Annotated in this window: 13 protein-coding genes; 3 read left to right on the forward strand and 10 right to left on the reverse strand. The window is 48.8% G+C overall.

The window, feature by feature from the left end; translation table 11 throughout:
* Positions 1-13 precede the first annotated feature (13 nt).
* The 7 genes from BZG20_RS01855 to BZG20_RS01885 all read right to left on the reverse strand — a co-directional run bounded on the left by BZG20_RS01855 (position 14) and on the right by BZG20_RS01885 (position 9,838).
* Positions 14-4,798 carry a PAS domain S-box protein gene (locus tag BZG20_RS01855; protein ID WP_077577940.1) on the reverse strand — a complete coding sequence of 1,595 codons (4,785 nt, stop codon included), beginning with the start codon at positions 4,796-4,798 and terminating at the stop codon, positions 14-16.
* Positions 4,795-6,000 carry an EAL domain-containing response regulator gene (locus BZG20_RS01860; RefSeq protein WP_241829508.1) on the reverse strand — a complete coding sequence of 402 codons (1,206 nt, stop codon included), beginning with the start codon at positions 5,998-6,000 and terminating at the stop codon, positions 4,795-4,797. Before BZG20_RS01860 ends, BZG20_RS01855 begins: the two co-directional genes overlap by 4 nt.
* Before the next feature lie 172 nt (positions 6,001-6,172).
* Positions 6,173-6,697, reverse strand: coding sequence for a GrpB family protein (locus tag BZG20_RS01865; RefSeq protein WP_077577941.1), 525 nt, complete (start codon positions 6,695-6,697; stop codon positions 6,173-6,175).
* Positions 6,698-6,820: 123 nt separating this feature from the next.
* Positions 6,821-7,174 (reverse strand): DUF805 domain-containing protein, encoded by a 354-nt coding sequence (locus BZG20_RS01870; protein ID WP_077577942.1) that lies wholly within the window; start codon positions 7,172-7,174, stop codon positions 6,821-6,823.
* 154 nt (positions 7,175-7,328) lie between these two features.
* On the reverse strand, positions 7,329-7,463 hold the full coding sequence (locus tag BZG20_RS01875; RefSeq protein WP_077577943.1) for a DUF2474 domain-containing protein: 135 nt from the start codon (positions 7,461-7,463) through the stop codon (positions 7,329-7,331).
* Positions 7,463-8,464: a cytochrome d ubiquinol oxidase subunit II gene (cydB, locus tag BZG20_RS01880; RefSeq protein WP_077577944.1), complete on the reverse strand. Its 1,002-nt coding sequence runs from the start codon at positions 8,462-8,464 to the stop codon at positions 7,463-7,465. Before cydB ends, BZG20_RS01875 begins: the two co-directional genes overlap by 1 nt.
* A gap of 9 nt (positions 8,465-8,473) precedes the next feature.
* A complete protein-coding gene (locus BZG20_RS01885) occupies positions 8,474-9,838 on the reverse strand; it encodes a cytochrome ubiquinol oxidase subunit I (protein ID WP_077577945.1) in 1,365 nt (454 codons plus the stop codon).
* 150 nt (positions 9,839-9,988) lie between these two features.
* On the opposite strand from BZG20_RS01885, the gene BZG20_RS01890 reads away from it, so the two are divergent.
* Positions 9,989-11,413: a PLP-dependent aminotransferase family protein gene (locus BZG20_RS01890; protein WP_077577946.1), complete on the forward strand. Its 1,425-nt coding sequence runs from the start codon at positions 9,989-9,991 to the stop codon at positions 11,411-11,413.
* On the opposite strand, the gene BZG20_RS01895 is transcribed toward BZG20_RS01890, so the two are convergent.
* On the reverse strand, positions 11,410-12,228 hold the full coding sequence (locus BZG20_RS01895; RefSeq protein ID WP_077577947.1) for a DUF2057 family protein: 819 nt from the start codon (positions 12,226-12,228) through the stop codon (positions 11,410-11,412). The genes BZG20_RS01890 and BZG20_RS01895 overlap by 4 nt on opposite strands.
* A gap of 76 nt (positions 12,229-12,304) precedes the next feature.
* Complete coding sequence (locus BZG20_RS01900) at positions 12,305-13,318, reverse strand: porin (RefSeq protein ID WP_077577948.1); 1,014 nt, start codon at positions 13,316-13,318, stop codon at positions 12,305-12,307.
* 801 nt (positions 13,319-14,119) lie between these two features.
* Between BZG20_RS01900 and BZG20_RS01905 the strand changes: the two genes are divergently transcribed.
* The gene (locus BZG20_RS01905; protein WP_077577949.1) at positions 14,120-15,265 is read left to right on the forward strand and encodes an efflux RND transporter periplasmic adaptor subunit; all 1,146 of its coding nucleotides are present in this window, start codon (positions 14,120-14,122) and stop codon (positions 15,263-15,265) included.
* Complete coding sequence (locus BZG20_RS01910) at positions 15,258-18,386, forward strand: efflux RND transporter permease subunit (protein WP_077577950.1); 3,129 nt, start codon at positions 15,258-15,260, stop codon at positions 18,384-18,386. Before BZG20_RS01905 ends, BZG20_RS01910 begins: the two co-directional genes overlap by 8 nt.
* Here BZG20_RS01910 and BZG20_RS01915 read toward each other — a convergent pair.
* Complete coding sequence (locus BZG20_RS01915; RefSeq protein ID WP_046073424.1) at positions 18,373-19,296, reverse strand: TIGR01212 family radical SAM protein; 924 nt, start codon at positions 19,294-19,296, stop codon at positions 18,373-18,375. The two genes, BZG20_RS01910 and BZG20_RS01915, sit on opposite strands and share 14 nt — an antisense overlap.
* Positions 19,297-19,413 lie beyond the last annotated feature (117 nt).

A 19,413-nucleotide genomic window follows, 5' to 3' on the forward strand; every position in this document is an offset into this window, starting at 1 on the left:
GCGCCTCTTACATTCATTGAATGATTTTTTCTTCCCGCAGATCGGTTTCGATTGCGGTCATCATTGCACTTATTTCGGTAAACACGGCTTTTACTTGTTCGAGATCGTGACTGCTTTTTTCGATAACTCGGAATAACTCGCTCAAACGCATCGCCCCACTTGATGCAGATGCACCTTTTGCCCCATGTGCAATGGCTCTTATTCTTTCATCGTCGGCCCCGACAATGGCCTGCTCAAGCGCATTGACATCCGCCGACACGCCGTCCCAAAACATAGACAATATAGCGCGCTTCATTTCCTGATCTGAGCTGCCAATGACTTTCTCGAGCTGACGGTCATCGATGAGTGCTTCGGTATGAGAGACTTCTTCGCGGGTCTGAGTCAGCGTGGGCTCGCCCTCTCTTAACGCTCTTCCTCTAAGACGTAATGCCAACACGCGCTTGAGTGTCTCAAGCTCAACAGGTTTGGAAATATAATCATCCATCCCCGCTTGCAGGCAGTGATCCGCTTCTCCCACAAGTGCATTCGCGGTGATGGCAATAATTAAGGTACGCTCGCGATTTTCTTCTGCCTCTAGCCGCCTTATCTCAGCCGCCAATTCAAACCCATCCATTTCAGGCATATGACAGTCTGTTAAGAGCATCGCGTACTCCCCTTGATGCCATTTCTCAAGTGCTTCTTTGCCGTCTGATGTCATTTCAAATGAATAACCAAGCTGTTTTAGCTGCTTAGCGAGGACAAGCTGGTTAGTTGGCTGATCTTCTGCACATAAAATGGTGCCACACACTTGTGCATCTAACTGACTGCTATAGGCAAAGGCATTGCTATGTACCGCTTCATTCCAATCAACATCCGGGCTTTCAAGCCCGCACATCACTGCAGCGCCGAGCACAAACTCACTGGGTTTAAGGGGGTACCGGTTTAACCGATACGGCCCTGGATGCCGATAGGCGTCGTTTCCACCTAAATCATTCCCCAACAACAGGCACCGCATACCTTGATGTCTTTCCAAAATACTTGCATCTGTTGTCACCGCAATCATAGTATCCGGATTCCAGTTAGCCGGCACCGTCGCCTTAGCATCCAGAATCTCGCCAGGACATAGACTTTCAAGTAATGCTAAACAGGTATTTTTGAGCGGCTCATGGTCGATAAATACGACGAAAGAAAACGCGGAAAACGGATAACGCCGGCTGGTTTCATGAGTTTTGACGCTGCTAGGCGCAGGTACTCGCACTATAAACTCACTGCCTTTACCAAACTCACTCTCAGCCGCAATATCGCCACCCATCATATCGACAAATGACTTGGAAATACTCAATCCTAGGCCCGTTCCGCCGTATCGCCGAGTGGTGGAACTATCCGCTTGTGTAAAGGGTTTGAACAGTTTATCCATCTGCTCGTGCGTCATGCCGACGCCAGTATCTTGGATGCTCAATGTAAGCATCTGACTGTCATGACAATATGCTGTTTTGACAAAGACATGGCCTCCCTCTTTTTCTTTGCTGGTGAACTTAATGGCGTTCCCCAGTAAGTTAAGAAGAATTTGGCGTACTCGCACCGGGTCAACCAAGATAAAGTCAGGGGTAGCGTAGTCATGTGAGAAAAAGAGCTCGACGCCCTTTTGGTCAGCACTAATCCATAGTGCGTCTAAGGTTTTCTCAATTAGGTCGAGCACGTTAACATCGGTCGGATCGAGCTCCATTTGTCCTGATTCGATTTTGGAAAAGTCGAGAATATCGTTGATTATTTCAAGTAAAGAGAACGAAGAATCTCGAATCGTCGACACCATTTTGGATTGCTCTGGCGCCAGAGGCGTTTCTTTTAATAAGTCCACCATGCCAATCACACCATTCATGGGCGTTCTAATTTCATGGCTCATAGTGGCTAAAAAGCGAGATTTTGCCTCGTTGGCTTTTCTCGCCATGACCGATTCTTTCTCTAGCTTGGCTTGTGTCTGTCGCTCATGTGTAATGTCTAAATTGATGCCAAAGAGCATTTCTCGTCCCGACTGCTCATCTTTCACCACATTGCCCGCGGCTTTAATCCAACTGACCCTCTGAGTCTGAGGGTGGATCACGCGAAACTCGGCATTAAAGACATTGCTATCGTTTAGTGCTGTTTCGACTTCTTTGATAGCATGTTGACGATCATCGGGGTGAAGGCATGCCTGCCAGACCTCGTAATTCACTGGCGCTTCAGGTGCAATCCCATATAGGCGATACATGTTAGCGTCCCACTTAAGCTCCCCCGTGGTAACATCCATTGACCAATTGCAAATCCCGCCTGCATCAGATGCTAGCTGCATACCGCGAAGCAACTCATCTCGCGCCCTTTTTGCTGAGAGCAGCTCGCCTTCTATCGCTTTGCGCTGACTAATATCTTCCAGCGCAGCAATGAAGTACTTGGTCGCACCATTTTCATCGAGCACTGTCGCGACCGATACCGTGGCCCACAGCACCTCTCCGTCTTGCTTAATATATTGTTTATCTACCGAAAACGATCGGTTCTCGCCCGAGGCAAGTTGAGTGACGTGTTTGATACTTGCTGATAAGTGGTCTGGATGAGTGATGTCTTGATAGCTTAATTGCAACAGCGCTTCTTGGTTGTACCCGAGCAATTCACTCATTCTGTCATTGACCTCAATAAAGTTTCCCTCTAGGTCAACACGACATATACCCACTGCCGCCTGATCAAAAGCAGTTCTATAGATGACTTCTCTTTCTTTTAGCGCATCCTGAAGACGTTGTTCTCGCTGCTTAACGTCCTCCTCTACGGTGATATCTTTAATCACACCGACAAACCCCTGGGTATCGCCAAACCAGGTTTCGCCAACGGATACCTCAATGGGGAATTCACGCCCGGATTTATGCAAACCCTGTAGTTTTCGTGGTGTGCCAATCAGCTTTTTACTCCCTGTTAACTGATACTGACTTATAAATCCATCATGGTCAGCTTTATACTTATCTGGCATCAAAATAGAGACATTTTCTCCCACCAGCTCTTCACGGATTCGTCCAAATATAAGCTCCAATGAGCGGTTAACTTCAAGGATATTACCCCGCGTATCGATCACCACCATGCCATCAAGTGCAGTGTCAAACACCGTCCTCAAACGCCCTTCGGATTCTTGTAAGTCTTGAGTTCGGCGCTGTATTTCTTGTTCGAGTTTAAGTTTCGCCTCATCTTCTGCCTGTTTGAGGTCGGTAATGTCCGACTGCATCCCAATATAATGGGTTAACGAGCCCACTTCATCAAAGATGGGATCGAGGCGTAGATTATTATAAAAAAGCGTGCCGTCTTTTTTATAATTGCGCACGACGACGGAGCAAGATAAGGCATTTTTAAGGGCATAGCGGAGGCGATCAAACTCTGGCTGATCACGATCATCGGCCTGCAAAAAGCGACAGTTTCTGCCCACCACTTCTTTCGAGCTATACCCTGTTAAGGTCTCAAACGCTTTATTGGCATAAATAATGGGATAATCTGCAAGCCTGACATCAGAGACAATGATGCCTGTTGCCGTCGCTTCGATAGCGCGACTTTGAATATCCAACTGGAAGCGCTGCTCTTCCGTTTCTCTGATTAAGCTTTCTCGCTCGCTCACCATATCACGCAGTTTGAGCAGCTCACTGGCCATGACCCCAACTTCATCGCCTCGGTCTCGCTGCGGTAGGGAAAAGTTATGTTCGCCCCGCGCCAATTTTCGCACCGCGGCGCTCAGCTGCCCTAAAGGTTTGAAAACTTGTCGTGATACATAAAAGGCCAGCAGTACAATCAACGACAGCAGCGTGGCAGTCATGATAAAAGAATTTTTATACAGGGTATTGGGCGCAAGCAGCGCCTCTCCAACTTCGACGCGGATCATCGCTGACCAACCCAATCCTGGGTAATCATACGCACCTTCGGTGTGGGCAAACCCCGTGACCTGATCCACTTGTTTTCGATAGTGTGTTGAGATGTTTGACCCCGTTAATCCAGCAACGGCTAATCTCGCCCCTTCGACACCATTCGTCGCCAAGTTTAATTTACCCAGAACTTGAAAGTCCCTTTGATACGTTGATTCATTTTGTCCTACAGGATCATAATCAACGATAATACGGCCCTGGCGGTCTAAGAGGGTTAATTCCGCACTAACGAGCCCGCGTTTGGCGAGTAAGTCGTAGCTTTCGGCCACAATGGATTCGACCGTAGAAAAATCGACCACATTGACCCATATACCGACAGGCCGATTCGCGGTATTACGGATCACAGACGCAAAAATCATGTCGTAAGAGGAAGCATTGGATCCGAAAATAAAACGCTCTGGCCCGGTTACATACGTACTATTCGGTTGTTCGGGGGCGAGGGTTTGGCCGTTAAGGATCTCATTAAACCAAACACTGTTCATAATTTGTGCTTTGGAAAGGTCAAGAGGCGCGAGCGATTTACCATGCTTATTTTGATTATTTATCGCCAGTAATTCGCCCTCCATACTTACTATCGCAATGCGACGGTAGACTTTGTAATTAGCGATTAACTCGTTAAGGTTTCTTACCGTATTGTCATTTACTTGGCGGTTACTCAGACTATCTGATTCAATACTTCCTAAAGACAAAGGAAACGCGCGTGCATCGTGATACCTTTCAAAAAGATTCCTTTCAATCAATCGAATCAGTAGTGCTGCTTCTCGCTCTATGTTAGTTAATGTGCTTTCTTGAAGCAGTTCGCGGCCTTTCCAAGAGACTACAGTAACGGATGCCAGCATTAAACCGCCCAGCATCAGCAAAATAATAGGTAGCTTCACAGAAAACTTCATTCACGATTCCCACCCTGAATACTGGCTGCACGCCAATCAAATACACTCAGTGGCTCTGGTTTGGCGTAAAAGTAACCTTGCCCAATGTCACATCCCAGTGCTTTAACAAAGTCACACACCTCTTGATTCTCGATCCCCTCCGCCACCACGTTTACCCCGATTGCTTTTGCGAGTTGAATACTTTGTTCAACCACAGCCGCAGATTTTGTATTCGATAAACAATCAAGCACAAAGCGCTTGTCCACTTTGAGCTCATCAAAAGGAATCGAATGCAGTTGGGCAATGGACGAGTAACCCGTGCCAAAATCATCGATAGACAATTTAAACTTCATCATTTTTAAGCGCAGCATTTGGGTGTCAATGGTCGCCTGATCAGTGGTAAAAGCCGTCTCTGTTAGCTCGCAGATCACTTGTTCTGGACGCAATTGATATTGGGCGGTTGTTGCTTGTAACCACTGTGGAAAATTTGCCGCCTCCAACACTTTGGCGGATATATTGAAGGCAAATGATAAATTGCCGATATCTTTTCCATACTGATTGATATCGCTGTAAGCACATTCAATGACGCGTTTGGTGAGGTCAGTGATGCTCTCAAGATGTTTTTCTGCGGTGGGGATAAACTGGTCGGGAAAAACCATGCTATCATCAGGTTTAAATAGGCGAGCCAAGACCTCAAACCCCTTGAGTCGACCAGAGGACAAGGAAATTTGCGGCTGGAAAAACGCGCTTAACCCTCCTTTATCTATGTATCCTTTGAGTAACTTGGCAGTGAGCGGCGGTAGTGAGTGCGGCGCGTGGTTAGCCTCTATGTCTAGTTCACGCTCACTGGCGCTCAGCAGTCGTTTGACTGTTGCAAATGAAAGCGGTTTGGCGACACATTCGATGATATTCAGTTGATAAAGGCGCGCCAAATTGGCGGTTGAGGCCAGCACTTCCTCCTCCTCGCCACTCATTAATATTATGGCGCCTGGGTAGGCTTGCGCATCCAAAAACTTGAGTACCTCAAACCCATCTTCTACCGGCATATTGAGATCGCAGAGCACGCACCGGATCGAATGTGAGCTCAGGATCTTTCTCGCTTCCCGACCATTTTCGGCCTGATAAATTCTAGTGAAACCAAGGTTTTGAAGACATAGCGCCAGTGTGTGCCGAACCACTTGCTGATCATCAACAACTAATATTCCCTGTTGGAAGTCACTCACTCACGGCCCCTCTTCGCCCTTTAGAAAAGCAAACGCCTCAAGGTTTACCACCTCGTGCCTACTTTAGTACTATAGACCAACCATAACGGGTGCACTTGAGTGACAATCGACCTATACGACTAAAGTCTAGTGACGTGTGAAAAAGGTTAAGAGAAGGACGTTGAGCGTATATTCACTCGCCGATGTCGTTGAGAACCGCTTTCACGAACGGTGCTTTATGTTTTACGTAGCTGTCTTGTTTGTGAACGCCTGCTTTTAAAATGGTGCGCTTTTTTTCTTCGTACTCGGCGCGCACATCAGGGTTATCGAGCAAATGGTGTTTATATGCCACTTGGCGATGATGCTCATCACTGTCTTTTTCAATCACGTGAGCATGAATCAAAAACCGCTCACCTTGATAGGTTACAGAGGCGTCTTTACGAGGGCGGTGTTCGGGAAACGGCTGCTTACTATGTTGATCTTGAAAGCCTAGCGCGTAAAGATGGGTAATCGCGTTTTCTCGCTCTCCTGGGAAATAAAGAATAGATAAATCAATGATCCCTTTGCCACCGACTTTGGCTGATGTTGAACCAAAATGCAGTACCTCAATACGAGGTGTCGAGATATGGTCAGACAGGGCTTGGGCAACGTCTAAATAAATAGGACGCCACGGAGAAAAACTAGCGTCAACTAATTGGTAGGGCTCGAGTGTGATCATGTGGCACCTAAGGTAAAAAAGGAATGCTGGTAAACACGAGTGAGTCGGCATGAGCGACACATTGACTCAAGTTAGTTGATTATCGTACCAGCAGTTCCCGTGCAAACAAATCACACCACCTTACTAGACGCCTTCCGCAAGCTTAGGGTTAGAACCGTATTGATTGCTATTTTGATCCCCTTCCAATGCACAAAGCACCAGCAGCGCAATCATCCCGATAATAGGAATGAATGAAATCAGCAACCACCATGCAGAACGTCCCGTGTCATGCAAACGCCTTGATGTAACGGCTAAGGTTGGCAGTAGTACCGCCAATGAGTACACAATGCTCAGCAACACCAGCCCCGTCGCTTCAGCGACAATGTTTAGCGCCAAGGAGATGCAAAAGTTAACCAGAAAGAACATCCAATACTCTCGACGATGGGCGCGCCCTGAAAAAGTGACATAATTGCGCAGCACTTTTAAATACCATTCCATACGTAACCCTATTTTTAGTTGAAAGAAGTGTTCGCACGTATCATAGAACGGACTATCGAGTCAGTACTATTTCAGTGATAAGACATCCGACCGCTTTATCATCAGCTTGAGAAGCTTATCACTGATTCGCCACGTAATAGAAAGTTAACGGCAGCTAGCTTTGCAAACCCGCGGCATGCATCAAAAGCTTAAATAGCCAAGAAATAACCCCCAGTGCCGCCACACTGGCTATCCAGATCACGATTAACCAGAGCCAGCGCTGCCAAGCAGGTTTTGTCATATCAGCCATTAGTGGTACGCCTCATCCGGATTTACCTTGCCACTAAAGACGCGGTAGCTCCAATAGGTGTACATCAAAATAACTGGAATGATAAACACCGCGCCAACCAGCATAAATTGCAAGCTTTGTTGTGGTGAGGCAGCCTGCCAAATCGTGATCTTGGGTGGAATGATATGCGGCCAAATGCTGATGCCGAGGCCAATAAATCCGAGCAAAGTGACACACAACGCCATGATAAATGGACGGTGATGAGCGTGATCAGGACGGGTACGCCAAAGGCGTAGCAAACAAAAAACCGTCAATAAAGGAACCGGAGAGAGCATTAGCAAATTTGGCAAACTAAACCAACGGTCGGCAATCCCCGGATAGGCGAGTGGTGTCCAAACACTGACTATCGCGATACTTACCGCCATCAACAAAACCAGTCGACGACTAAGGTGGTACATACGCATTTGCAACGCATGCTCCGTTTTCATGATCAGCCAAGTAGCACCCAGTAAACCGTACGCAATGATCAAGCCTATCCCGCAGAAGATAGGAAACGGTGCCAACCAATCGAGTCCACCGCCGGCAAAAGCGCGTCCCTCGACAGGAAAGCCTTCAATCACCGCGCCTACCGTCACCCCTTGGAAAAAGGTGGCAAAAATCGACCCCGCCATAAAAGCGGTATCCCAAAAGCCATGATGGCCGGGTAACGCCTTGAACCGGAACTCAAACGCCACGCCGCGAAAAATAAGCGCTACCAACATCAAGGTGAGAGGGATCGTTAACGCATCGACAATCACCGCATACGCCAAGGGAAAAGCACCAAATAATGCCGCCCCACCAAGGACCAACCAGGTTTCATTGCCATCCCAGACTGGAGCGACACTGTTAACCATCAAGTCGCGCTCTTCGCGTTGAGTGACAAACGGCATCAGAATACCGATCCCTAAATCAAATCCGTCCATCACGATATACATTAAGGTGGCAAACACGATGATGCCAAACCAAATCATTGCTAAATCCATGTTTCCCCCTTACACACGGCCAGAGACAGTTAACGGTTCATGCGGCGTGTTATCGTGCTGATCCGGCCCTAATTTAATTTGATGGATCATATAGATGTACCCCAACCCAAAGACCAAGCCGTACACCACAAAGAAACTGATCAAGCTAATACTCATGTGCAAGTCGCCGTGCGCAGACACCGCATCTTGCGTGCGTAAAAGGCCATGCACCACCCAAGGCTGACGCCCTACCTCAGTCGTTACCCAGCCTGCAAGAATCGCGACCAAACCTGCGGGTCCCATATAGAAAGCAAAACGGAGCAAACCTTGATGTTCATAAAGGCGACCTTTATAACGTTGCCACGCCGCCACTAGCCCAAGTGTGATCATCAATAGTCCTAAGCCCACCATCAGGCGAAACGCCCAGAAAACCACGGGCGAATTAGGTCTGTCTTCCGCAGGAAATTCGTTTAGCGCAGGGATTTGCTCGGTCAAACTGTGTTTTAAGATCAGACTCCCCAAATAGGGAATTTCTACTTTGTAGTGAGTGGTTTCCGCCTCCATATCCGGTAAGCCAAACAAAATGAGCGGTGTGGGCTCGCCATGACTGTTATCCCAATGCCCTTCCATCGCTGCTATTTTGGCAGGTTGATACTCCAAGGTGTTCAAGCCATGCAAATCACCAATAAAAGCCTGAATAGGCGCGGTGAATAACAGCATCCACATCGACATCGAAAACATCCGCTTCACCGCTGGGCTGCGCAGCCCTTTAAGCAGGTGCCACGCCGCCGATGCACCAACAAATAAGGCACTGGATAAAAACGCCGCGACGACCATATGCGCCAAGCGATAAGGGAAAGAGGGATTAAAGACCACCGCGAACCAATCCACAGGCACCACTTGACCATTAACCACTTCATGCCCTTGTGGCGTGTGCATCCAACTGTTGGAGGCTAAAATCCAGAAGGCAGAGATCACCGTCCCCAGCGCCACCATGGACGTAGCGAAAAAGTGCAAGCGATCACCGACACGTTGCCAACCAAACAGCATGACGCCGAGAAAGCCGGCTTCTAAAAAGAACGCCGTAAGTACCTCATAAGTCAGCAGTGGGCCAGTGATACTGCCCGCAAACTCGGAAAAGCCACTCCAGTTGGTGCCGAATTGGTATGCCATCACCAACCCAGACACCACGCCCATCCCGAAGTTGACCGCGAAAATTTTCGACCAGAAAAGATAAAGGGTTTTGTACTCCTGCTCGCGAGTTTTAAGCCATAGCCCCTCAAGCACGGCAAGGTAGCAGGCAAGGCCGATAGTAATTGCAGGAAAGATAATGTGAAAAGAAACCGTAAACGCGAATTGAATACGGGCCAACATAAAGGCATCAAGACCAAACATACGTGAAGTCCACTTTAGTAATTAGACCAACGCGCATGGTAGAAGCCCATTATTAATGTGCCCATATACAGACGGTTCAGATTAACCTATAACAGCCTGCTGACTACCGTGTTATAGTCTGAGCGGCCCAATAGACTGAAGGGGGTAAAGGTGTCTAAATATCAGAATCTTAGTGAACAGATTAAACAGCAGGTTCAAGCTGGCATTTGGCACGTGGGAGAAAAGCTTCCCTCGCTGAGAAAACAGGCCGCCTATTCAGGTCTGAGCATGATGACAGTGCTCCAAGCCTATCAACAGCTAGAAAGCCAAGGGTGGATAGTTTCACAGCCCCGTTCAGGCTATCGTGTCGCTCCTCATGCCGCACTTAGCCAAAACCGAACGGATACAGCCCTCCATCCTGCTGAATCGGTCGATATTAATGACTATATTTTCGATGTCTTGCAAGCCAGTCGCTCTCCCGGCGTGGCAAGCTATGGGCATGCCTATGTCGATCCCCTGCTCGCCCCTCGCCATCAAGTAAATCGATCGCTCACCACTGCCGTGCGCTTTATGTCGATTCATAGCGTGGTCGATAATCTCCCGCCGGGTAATGCGCAACTGAGACACCTGATTGCCCAACGCTATGCAGCGCAGGGCATGCAAATCTCACCCGATGAGATAGTAATCACAGCAGGCGGATTGGATGCGTTAAATCTTAGCTTGCGTGCGGTCACGCAACCTGGCGATTGGGTCGCAGTCGAAAGCCCCGCGTTTTACGGCGCGTTGCAAGCCCTTGAAAATCGCGGACTCAAAGCGATGGCAATCCGAACACATCCTACAGAGGGGATTGACATCGATGCACTTGAACGCGCCTTGCAAACACACCCAATTCGCGCTTGCTGGTTGATGAGCAATCATCAAAATCCGTTGGGGTACTCACTGTCAGATGAAAAGAAGGCGCGTCTTGCCGAACTCGTCAAGCGCTATCAGGTGTACTTAATCGAGGACGATGTCTATGGCGAACTCTATGATGGGGAACACAAACCGAAGCCCATTAAAGCGTTTGATAACAGCGGCCATGTTTTGCACTGCTCGTCTTTTTCAAAAACCTTGGCCGATGCGTTTCGCCTCGGTTGGGTAGCCGCTGGCGATCAAGCCCAGAAACTACAAAAGCTGCAGCTAATGAGCACGGTGACCACCAGCGTCCCCATTCAACTTGCTGTAGCCCACTACCTGCATAACCGAAACTATGAACATCACTTAAAGCAGCTTCGCCACACGCTTGCCGAGCGAAAGCGAGCGACGTGTCAGTTCCTTGTCGATCACTTGCCCCAAGCTGTGGAAGTCGTTAACAGCCCAGGCGGATACTTTTTATGGATAATCTTGCCCAAAGGCAGTGATACTACTGCCCTATACCACCTTGCGCTCAAACATCATATCAGTATCGCACCAGGGAACATGTTTGCGACACACGCACAGTTTGCCCATTGCTTTCGACTCAATGCCTCTTACCCACTCGATCATGCTCACCAAAATGCGCTGGCCACCTTATGTGATTTGATTGCACAGCACATTCAAGCCTTGGTAAGGCACTAAGATTGGTTGAGTAACCAAGTAAGGATGGCTTTCCGCGAGGTAGGGGTCGCCTGCTGATACCAATAACCCATCATCTGCAAAGCCTTACTTTGAGTGGTCGGCAGTACACCGCTTCCGTCACGATGCGCAAACGCCCAATCCGCAAAAGCGCTGCGTTCAGAGTCAGTCGCTTGCTGATACCAGTAGTCCACCATTTCTTCTGGTTTCTCTTTTGTGTCTTTCACTGAGATTGGCTGACTCGCGGATACAGCGGACTGGCTTTGTTGCCCTAAAACACGCGACGCCTCATCATTGGCCGCCATAAAGTAAGCGTTGGGAATCGACAATTGCACCCGATTTCCGCCCCCAGCACTATTGAAGGTATAGGTAACCTGTGGTTCAGACCAATTGTTGGCAATGTCTGGGGAGAACGGAAATGATACATATTGCGTCGTCACACAGTGCTCCGTGCACGTTTCTGACGTTACTTGAGTATTTTCAAGCGGCAGCGTCTCACCATTGATGGTGACGGTTTCATACTCTTGATAATTCTTAAAATACGAGATTTCAGTCATCAATTTGGAAGGAGCCACGTCGGGGCCTGCTGACTTATCAACGGGATAATTCGCCACATAATTCGCACTTGCTTTAACGACATTCGCCCCAGACAAGACCTGAATGTCTGGCGTGATCGATTTCGTCACCACCTGCACATAGTGGCGACGCTCTTTCACTGAACTCGCAACATCATCAAACTGACTCGACGAATCAAAGCTAGTACAACCGACAATAAGTAGACAACTCGATGCGGTCACAAGACGGAAAGTTGCTTTCATACAGCCCCCTTACAGGAAGTTAAAAAAACCGGCCATCCTGGCCGGCAAAAAAGAATAGAAAGGCAAAGTGTTACTGTTAAAAGTTATATTCGATACCTAGACGGGCAAACGCTTTTTTGTCCTCTAGATTGCCCGCATCGTGCTGGCCAATACGAAGATAAGGCAAGAAACCATTCTTCGAGTACATTAGCTGACCGGCAATCACTGAATCACTATCATCGACATCGGCATTGTTGTCTAAATCAGAATCGCCATTTGCAGCATAACCTAAGCGGTAACCCCACGGACCATTCCAGTACTCACCAACCACTGAGATTTGATCTTGCTCTGCCTCAGTCCCCTTGTTAGCTCCCGCGGTGTTGTACACGCCATCATTATATTTGTAAGCGGCAGATACCTTAAAGCCACCTGGAAGTGGAATTTCAACCCCAGCTAAATACGCCTTGGTATCAATATCACCCTCATAATTAGAGTTATATTCGTACCCACCATGGAGGGTAAATGCATCCGCTAACGTATAGTGTGCTGCGGCCCCAAAGTGATTTGAGCCTTTGACATCTTTATCGCCACGTCCCACTGACACGTCAAAACTAAAACCATTTAAATCGGGAGAGTCATAACGCGCAATATCGCCTTTACGATCATAATGCGACTTCGTATCCGCCCCCCAGTCAAAGACGCGGCCTAACCCTGGGTTAGAATAGGGCCAATCGACCACTTCATACATTGGTGTCAACATACGACCAAAACGCACTTGGCCCCAGTCTCCTTTCATACCAATGAAAGTATCACGATTACCCAATGTCGCGCCCGTTCCATCTTCACCGACATACCCTGACTCAATTTGCATGAAGATATAAACGTCGTCATTAAACGCCTTACCGGCTCGAACCCCGACGCGAGACTCATTTTCATAGTCGTAACCGTTACCATCTTCTTGGTTGAAGGCTGAAATAGCCGCAACACCATAAAGGTCAACATTGTAGTCAGTTAAAACACCAACCACACCTTCGTGGTCGGCGGCCATTGCGCCAGTTGATCCTAATGCAACCACTGCACTAATAAGCGAACGCTTAAAAATCTTATTCATGAAAGACTCCTGCTATCTGCAAGATACGGGCTTTGCCTCGTTGGTTTATTAAGTTTTATCGAGTGCAAAACCGATTTGAAAGCTGAGAAACGTATTTCAGCTTTCCCCCGCTGCTTACACATTTCGTGTAACCACACCTTCAGACTAATTACGCAAAGAAAAATATCAATCACGACTTAATTTTTAATACGAATAATATGAACTAGAGCATATTTTTGACCATTTTATGACATAGATCTTATCCACAAAAAACAAAACCCCTTAAAAACAACAACTTAAATAAAAACCCAAAAGTCACAGTACCCGCAGGCAAGTACTTGCATGCAAATAATATGAAATAAATATCATAAAACATGGATAGAAAATCACGTCAAAAACGGCAAAATTCGCCAATCTTATTTTTCTTACAAAATTAACGAGAAGAAAATGGATAGAGGAGGGTATTTTTTTACGTAAAATAAATTTTATTATCGTCAAAAACGGCAAAAGAATGCATGAAATTTAGGATTTATGTAATTTTATTATGAAAAATAACCACGACTACAACTGTGTTTACGTCATCGGTATTCCCCCGCGACAAAGCCTTGTCTCGCAATTGAGAGCTTTTTGCATCGCCGCACAACGATCGCTGTTGCATATTGAGCCGTACTCGCCGTTATAGAAAAACTGATGCGCATCAAAAGTTAGGTTGACCTGTCATTCAATCAACAGATTCGCGTGATAAATTAGTCAATGAAGCGTTAAGCGCCCCCCATAGCGCAACACACCACCACGCCATGGCGAAAAAGGATCCCGGCATCAATGAAAGGACTACGTTGGTTTTTACCTCTTGTTATTCTCGGTCTTGGCTATCTTGGCTATACCGCCATCGCGGCAACAGAGACAGCTACTCAAGAAAATGCTGCGTCCCCGCCCCCACCAATTGTTGAGACACGCGTTGTTCACCCAACTCAACATCAAGTGGTTTTACGGGCACACGGTGAAGTCACCCCTGTAGAGACCACACAGCTTTCTGCCCAAGTGTCCGGTGAAGTGGTCGCATGGCATCCAAATTTCGTTGCTGGCGGCATTGTTAAACGTGGTGATGTGCTGTTTTCAATTGAGCCTGATAACTATCAAGCCGCGGTACTGAGCGCCGAAGCCGACCTTGCCAGTGCAAAAGCGGCCTTGATAGAAGAACAAGCCCAGGCGGCAGTGGCACAACGTCAGGCAAAAAGCCTTCCATCCTCACAAGTCACCGATCTCTACTTACGCAAGCCACAAGTACTCAGTGCAAAAGCCCGCGTAAAATCGGCACAAGCGGCGTTAAAGCGCGCACAACGCGACTTAGAAAACTGCCAAGTGACCGCCCCTTACGATGCGCTCGTCGTGTCGCGAGACGTCGGGGTTGGGCAGTACATCAACGCAGGAAGCCCGGTGGGGGTACTTAATAGCATCGAGGCTGCGGAAGTGCATTTGCCTATTGCTGGCTTCGACACACTCTTTCTCCCTACACCATTAGCGGGGATCGAGGTTCAGCTTACCCGCAACGGCAGCGAACCGACTCAACGCCAAGCACGACTCGTGCGCGATCTAGGCATCGTGGAGCAAAGCACCCGCATGATGCGAGTTGTGGTGCGTCTTGATGATCCTTACGGCACCCAATCGGCTAAACCTGCCCTACCCTTTGGCAGTTATATCGAGGCGACTTTCAAAGGGGCAACGTTGGAGAACGTCTTTAAGCTTCCGCAATCCTTGATGAACAATCGCCAAGTTTGGGTCGTCGATCAAGCAGGAAAACTCACCCCGCGTACACTGCGCGTGGTGAGAACGGAAGGCCAGTATATCTACGCTGACCAAGGCTTAAGCGATGATGACCAAGTAGTTACCACGCTGCCTGAATTCCCCGAGCCTGGCATGACGGTTCGCGTGGCATCTCAGGTATCGCCGGAGGGTGAAAATGAGTAATGCTGACACGCCAACGCGTGGGCTCATTGCCTATTTTGCCCACAATCCGGTTGCTGCAAACCTGATCATGGTGTTTGTACTCATCATGGGGGTTGCCAGTTACTTTTTCATTCAGCGACAGATGTTCCCTAACATCGAGATTAACTATATTCATATTACCGCTGACTATCCCGGCGCCTCCCCCCAAGAGGTAGAGGAGAGCATCTTAGTTAAAGTGGAGGAAGCCATTAAAGATGTCACCGGGATCGAATCGGTGGTTTCAACCGCGCGGCGCGGATTTGGTCAAGTAGAAATCGAAGTGGATGTTGGGGAAGATCTCAATCTCGTCCTGGACCGCGTAAAGCAAGAGGTCGATGCCCTCTCTAATCTCCCCGCGTCGATGGAACCGCTTAATGTCGCGCAAGTGGAGTTTCGCCAAACCGTCATTCAAATGGCAGTGGTAGGCAATAAGCCGCTCACTGAGCTAAAACGCGCGGCACAGGACATTGAAGACGAACTCCTCCAACTCAAGGACGTCACCTTGGTGGAGCTCAGTGCCCCTACCTACGAGATTGCCATCGAGGTAGCCCCCCGTATTCTGCGCAAGTATAACCTCACGCTTAATCAGGTGAGTGACGCCATTGCCCGCTATTCCGCCAACTTCTCTGCCGGTGAAGTACGTACCGACAGCGGCATGATTGCAATTCGCGTCGAGAACCAGCGTTATCGCGGTGATGAGTTTCGCCAGATCCCAATTAAAATCGGCCCCAATGGCAGTCGGTTATTGCTGCAGGATATTGCCACCATCAAAGACGGGTTTACCGAAGGCGAGCGTTACTTTAAGTACTCGGGGCAGAACGCAATTTTTCTCTCGGTGAATGCAACCGCTAGCGAAAATATGGTGACCGTTGCCGACGCCGTCAAAGACTACATACAAAACAAAAACGCAGCATTGCCCGCCGGGCTGGCACTCAAATCGGTGGTCGACATGACACACTACCTTAATGCCCGCCTTGATATGATGCTAAAAAACTTATTACAAGGGGCGGTATTGGTTGCGCTACTGCTGACATTGTTTTTGCGCTTTAAACTTGCCCTCTGGGTGCTTATCGGTTTGCCCGTATGCTTTCTTGGCGCGGTCATGCTAATGCCAGTGATTGGGGTCAGCATTAACATCGTTTCACTGTTTGCGTTCATTATGGTGTTGGGGATTGTCGTCGATGACGCGATCGTTATCGGCGAAAGTGTTTATACCGAAGTGGAGCACAAAGGTGGCGGCGTCAATAACGTTGTCGCCGGGGCGCAGCGTGTTGCCACACCTGCCACGTTTGGCGTACTCACCACCATTGCCGTTTTTGCACCTTTTATCATGTCGAGCGGCCCTGAACGCGCCTTTTTCTTTGGCATCGCGTCAATCGTCATCTTGTGTCTCATCTTTAGCTTGGTAGAGTCGAAGCTTATTTTGCCCGCTCACTTGGCGCACACCCACTTTTCCACGCCCAAATCAAATAGCTTCCGCTCGCGTTTTAATCGGCAATTCCATCGCTTCGTCAATGGACCATACCGCCGCGCCGTCACCTTCGCGGTACATTGGCGCTGGTCGGCTTTCGCATTGTTTGTTGCCTTATTAGCTATCAGTATTTCGTTGGTGGTTGCCAGCCACGTGCGTATGGTGCCTACGCCCAAAGTCCCGCATGATTTTCCCAATATTCGCCTTGAGATGAACAATAACGCCTCGAGTGAGCAAACCATTGCCGCACTCAAAGCCATTGAAGGCATGGTCTACCGCGTCGATAACGCCACAGAAGCCGAGACGGGCCAAGCCATGGTGCAAGACACGCTCGTATTTAATGAAGGGCGAACCTCGGGACAACTGGTGATTCCTTTAGTCGATGATACATTGCGCCCCTTTACCACCTTCGAATTGTCGCGGCGCTGGCGTGAGGCGATGCCGGAGATCCCAGGAGTTAAAAAACTAACCATTCAAGATGACGTGAATGGTGGAGAACAAGGTGATGAGTTTGGCTTTCTCCTCTTTGGGCCCAACATCGACACACTCAATGCGGCCGGACGTGCTTTAATGTCGCGCCTTAACCAGCAAGCGGGTCTTTTCGATGTGTCCTCATCCATCGATTCAGGCAGTCAGGAAGTGCTCATTTCCCTCACGCCCGTGGCTCATGATCTGGGGCTGGATCTCACCACCATTGCTCAACAGGTAGGAGGGAGTTTCTATGGCGGGGAAGCCCAACGTCTAATCCGTGACGGTGAAGAAATAAAAGTCATGGTGCGTTACCCCAAATTAACGCGGGAGGCATTTTCATCACTGCGTTATGCCGTGATCACCACCCCCACCGGTCAACAAGTCATGTTGGGCGATGTGGTGAAACTGGAGCAACAACCCGGTGTGAGTAGTCTGCGCCGCGAAGCAGGATTTAGAACGGTTTATGTCTATGGCGCGATTGATGAAGAGTTAGTCGAACCCAATGAAGTAGTGGAAACCATTCAACAATCCGTCATACCAGAGGTATTGGCCGGTTATCCGGATGTCACTAGTGAACTCAGTGGTTCGATTGAAGAACAACAAGCACAGCAAGATGAACAAAAGCTTTTCTTTGTTGCCGGGATGATTGTGGTCTATGCGTTATTAGCTGTGCCCTTAAAAAGCTATACGCAACCACTGATTATCATGTCGGTGATCCCTTTTAGCTTAACGGGTGCTATTTGGGGACATTATTGGTTTGATATTGATTTAAGTATGATGTCGACCTTTGGTTTGATTGCCGCCGCAGGCGTGGTGGTCAACGATGCGCTGGTGATGACTGACTATATTAATCGAGCGCGTCACGCGGGGGTTGCGATCAAAAAAGCAGTTATCGACGCAGGCTGTGCCCGCTTTCGGGCCATCACACTGACGTCTATCACCACCTTTGCGGGGGTGTTGCCCATCATGTTTGAAACCAGCCTGCAAGCAAGATTTGTGATCCCAATGGCCGTCGCACTTGGCTTTGCGGTGATGTTTGCCACCTTGCTAACGCTGTTTCTGGTGCCTTGTTTATATCTGATGCTGCAAGATATTGGACAGCTGCTGCGCCGGCTCACTCCCGGCCTTTCCTCGTCACAATCAGAGCCTAACGCGCGATAAAAGAGGTGCCGAGCGCAGCCCCTTGTGCACCGTGTTTGTCCAGCTGGTTAGCAATGGCGGTCATCGCTAGCCAGCGATTCTCGCACCATGAAGGGGCCAGTAACGTCGGTGGACGTGCACTCGCAGACACGCGATGATACACCACCTCAGGAGGCGTTCGCTGGATCATCATGCTGGCGCTGTCGACGTAGTCTTCTAACGTAATCGCGTCTTGACGCCCTGCACGCCACGCTTTCGCCATGGTGCTACCCTCGACAATATGTAGCGGGTGCAGTTTAATCCCATCGGTGCCTGTGCTCACGACCCGGTCAATCGTTGTTTGATGATCGGTGATGCCCTCACCGGGCAGACCAACAATCAAATGCGTGCATACTTTAATGCCCAGTGCACGGGCTTGTTGAGTGATTCGCTCGTACACTGCCACATCATGGCCACGGTTAATGCGTTTCAACGTCTTGTCATGACCCGTTTGTAAACCAAGCTCTAACCAGACTTCAAATCCTTGTTGACGATAACCCGCCAACAGCGTCAAAACCTGGCCGGGCACACAATCTGGCCGTGTACCAACACACAGCCCGACCATGTTTTCACGCGCTAATGCTTGCTCGTACAAAGCCTTTAACCGCGCAACCTCGTCATAAGTACTGGTATAAGCTTGAAAATACGCCAGATAACGACGTGCTCGGTCTACCTCTTTCGCACGCTGGTGCAACTGGTGGCTAACGGATTGGTGCTGCGCGGTTTCATCAGAAAAGGATGCGACATTGCAAAAGGTGCAACCGCCCCGCCCGAGCGTACCATCACGATTGGGACAGCTAAAACCACCATGCAGTGTGAGCTTATGAACACGTTCGCCATAACGGTGTTTTAAATCTTGGCCTAGTGTATTAACGAGTTGATGCAGATCCATAACGCCTCAACGGAAAAAGACAAAGGCGAGATTTTAACAACTGTTATCGAAGAGATATTGGGACGGATCAAGCAAAGGCGTGCTTGCCCTAAAACAACAAACCCGCCTTGGCGGCGG

It is taken from the genome of Salinivibrio sp. IB868 (assembly GCF_001995655.1).
Classification (GTDB): Bacteria; Pseudomonadota; Gammaproteobacteria; order Enterobacterales; family Vibrionaceae; genus Salinivibrio; species Salinivibrio siamensis.

Bases quoted from the DNA above. Each gene is read 5' to 3' on its own strand.
- BZG20_RS01855 (WP_077577940.1), bottom strand. From the start codon at position 4,798: ATGAAGTTTTCTGTGAAGCTACCTATTATTTTGCTGATGCTGGGCGGT.
- BZG20_RS01865 (WP_077577941.1), bottom strand. From the start codon at position 6,697: ATGATCACACTCGAGCCCTACCAATTAGTTGACGCTAGTTTTTCTCCG.
- BZG20_RS01870 (WP_077577942.1), bottom strand. From the start codon at position 7,174: ATGGAATGGTATTTAAAAGTGCTGCGCAATTATGTCACTTTTTCAGGG.
- BZG20_RS01875 (WP_077577943.1), bottom strand. From the start codon at position 7,463: ATGGCTGATATGACAAAACCTGCTTGGCAGCGCTGGCTCTGGTTAATC.
- cydB (WP_077577944.1), bottom strand. From the start codon at position 8,464: ATGGATTTAGCAATGATTTGGTTTGGCATCATCGTGTTTGCCACCTTA.
- BZG20_RS01885 (WP_077577945.1), bottom strand. From the start codon at position 9,838: ATGTTTGGTCTTGATGCCTTTATGTTGGCCCGTATTCAATTCGCGTTT.
- BZG20_RS01895 (WP_077577947.1), bottom strand. From the start codon at position 12,228: ATGAAAGCAACTTTCCGTCTTGTGACCGCATCGAGTTGTCTACTTATT.
- BZG20_RS01900 (WP_077577948.1), bottom strand. From the start codon at position 13,318: ATGAATAAGATTTTTAAGCGTTCGCTTATTAGTGCAGTGGTTGCATTA.
- BZG20_RS01905 (WP_077577949.1), top strand. From the start codon at position 14,120: ATGAAAGGACTACGTTGGTTTTTACCTCTTGTTATTCTCGGTCTTGGC.
- BZG20_RS01910 (WP_077577950.1), top strand. From the start codon at position 15,258: ATGAGTAATGCTGACACGCCAACGCGTGGGCTCATTGCCTATTTTGCC.
- BZG20_RS01915 (WP_046073424.1), bottom strand. From the start codon at position 19,296: ATGGATCTGCATCAACTCGTTAATACACTAGGCCAAGATTTAAAACAC.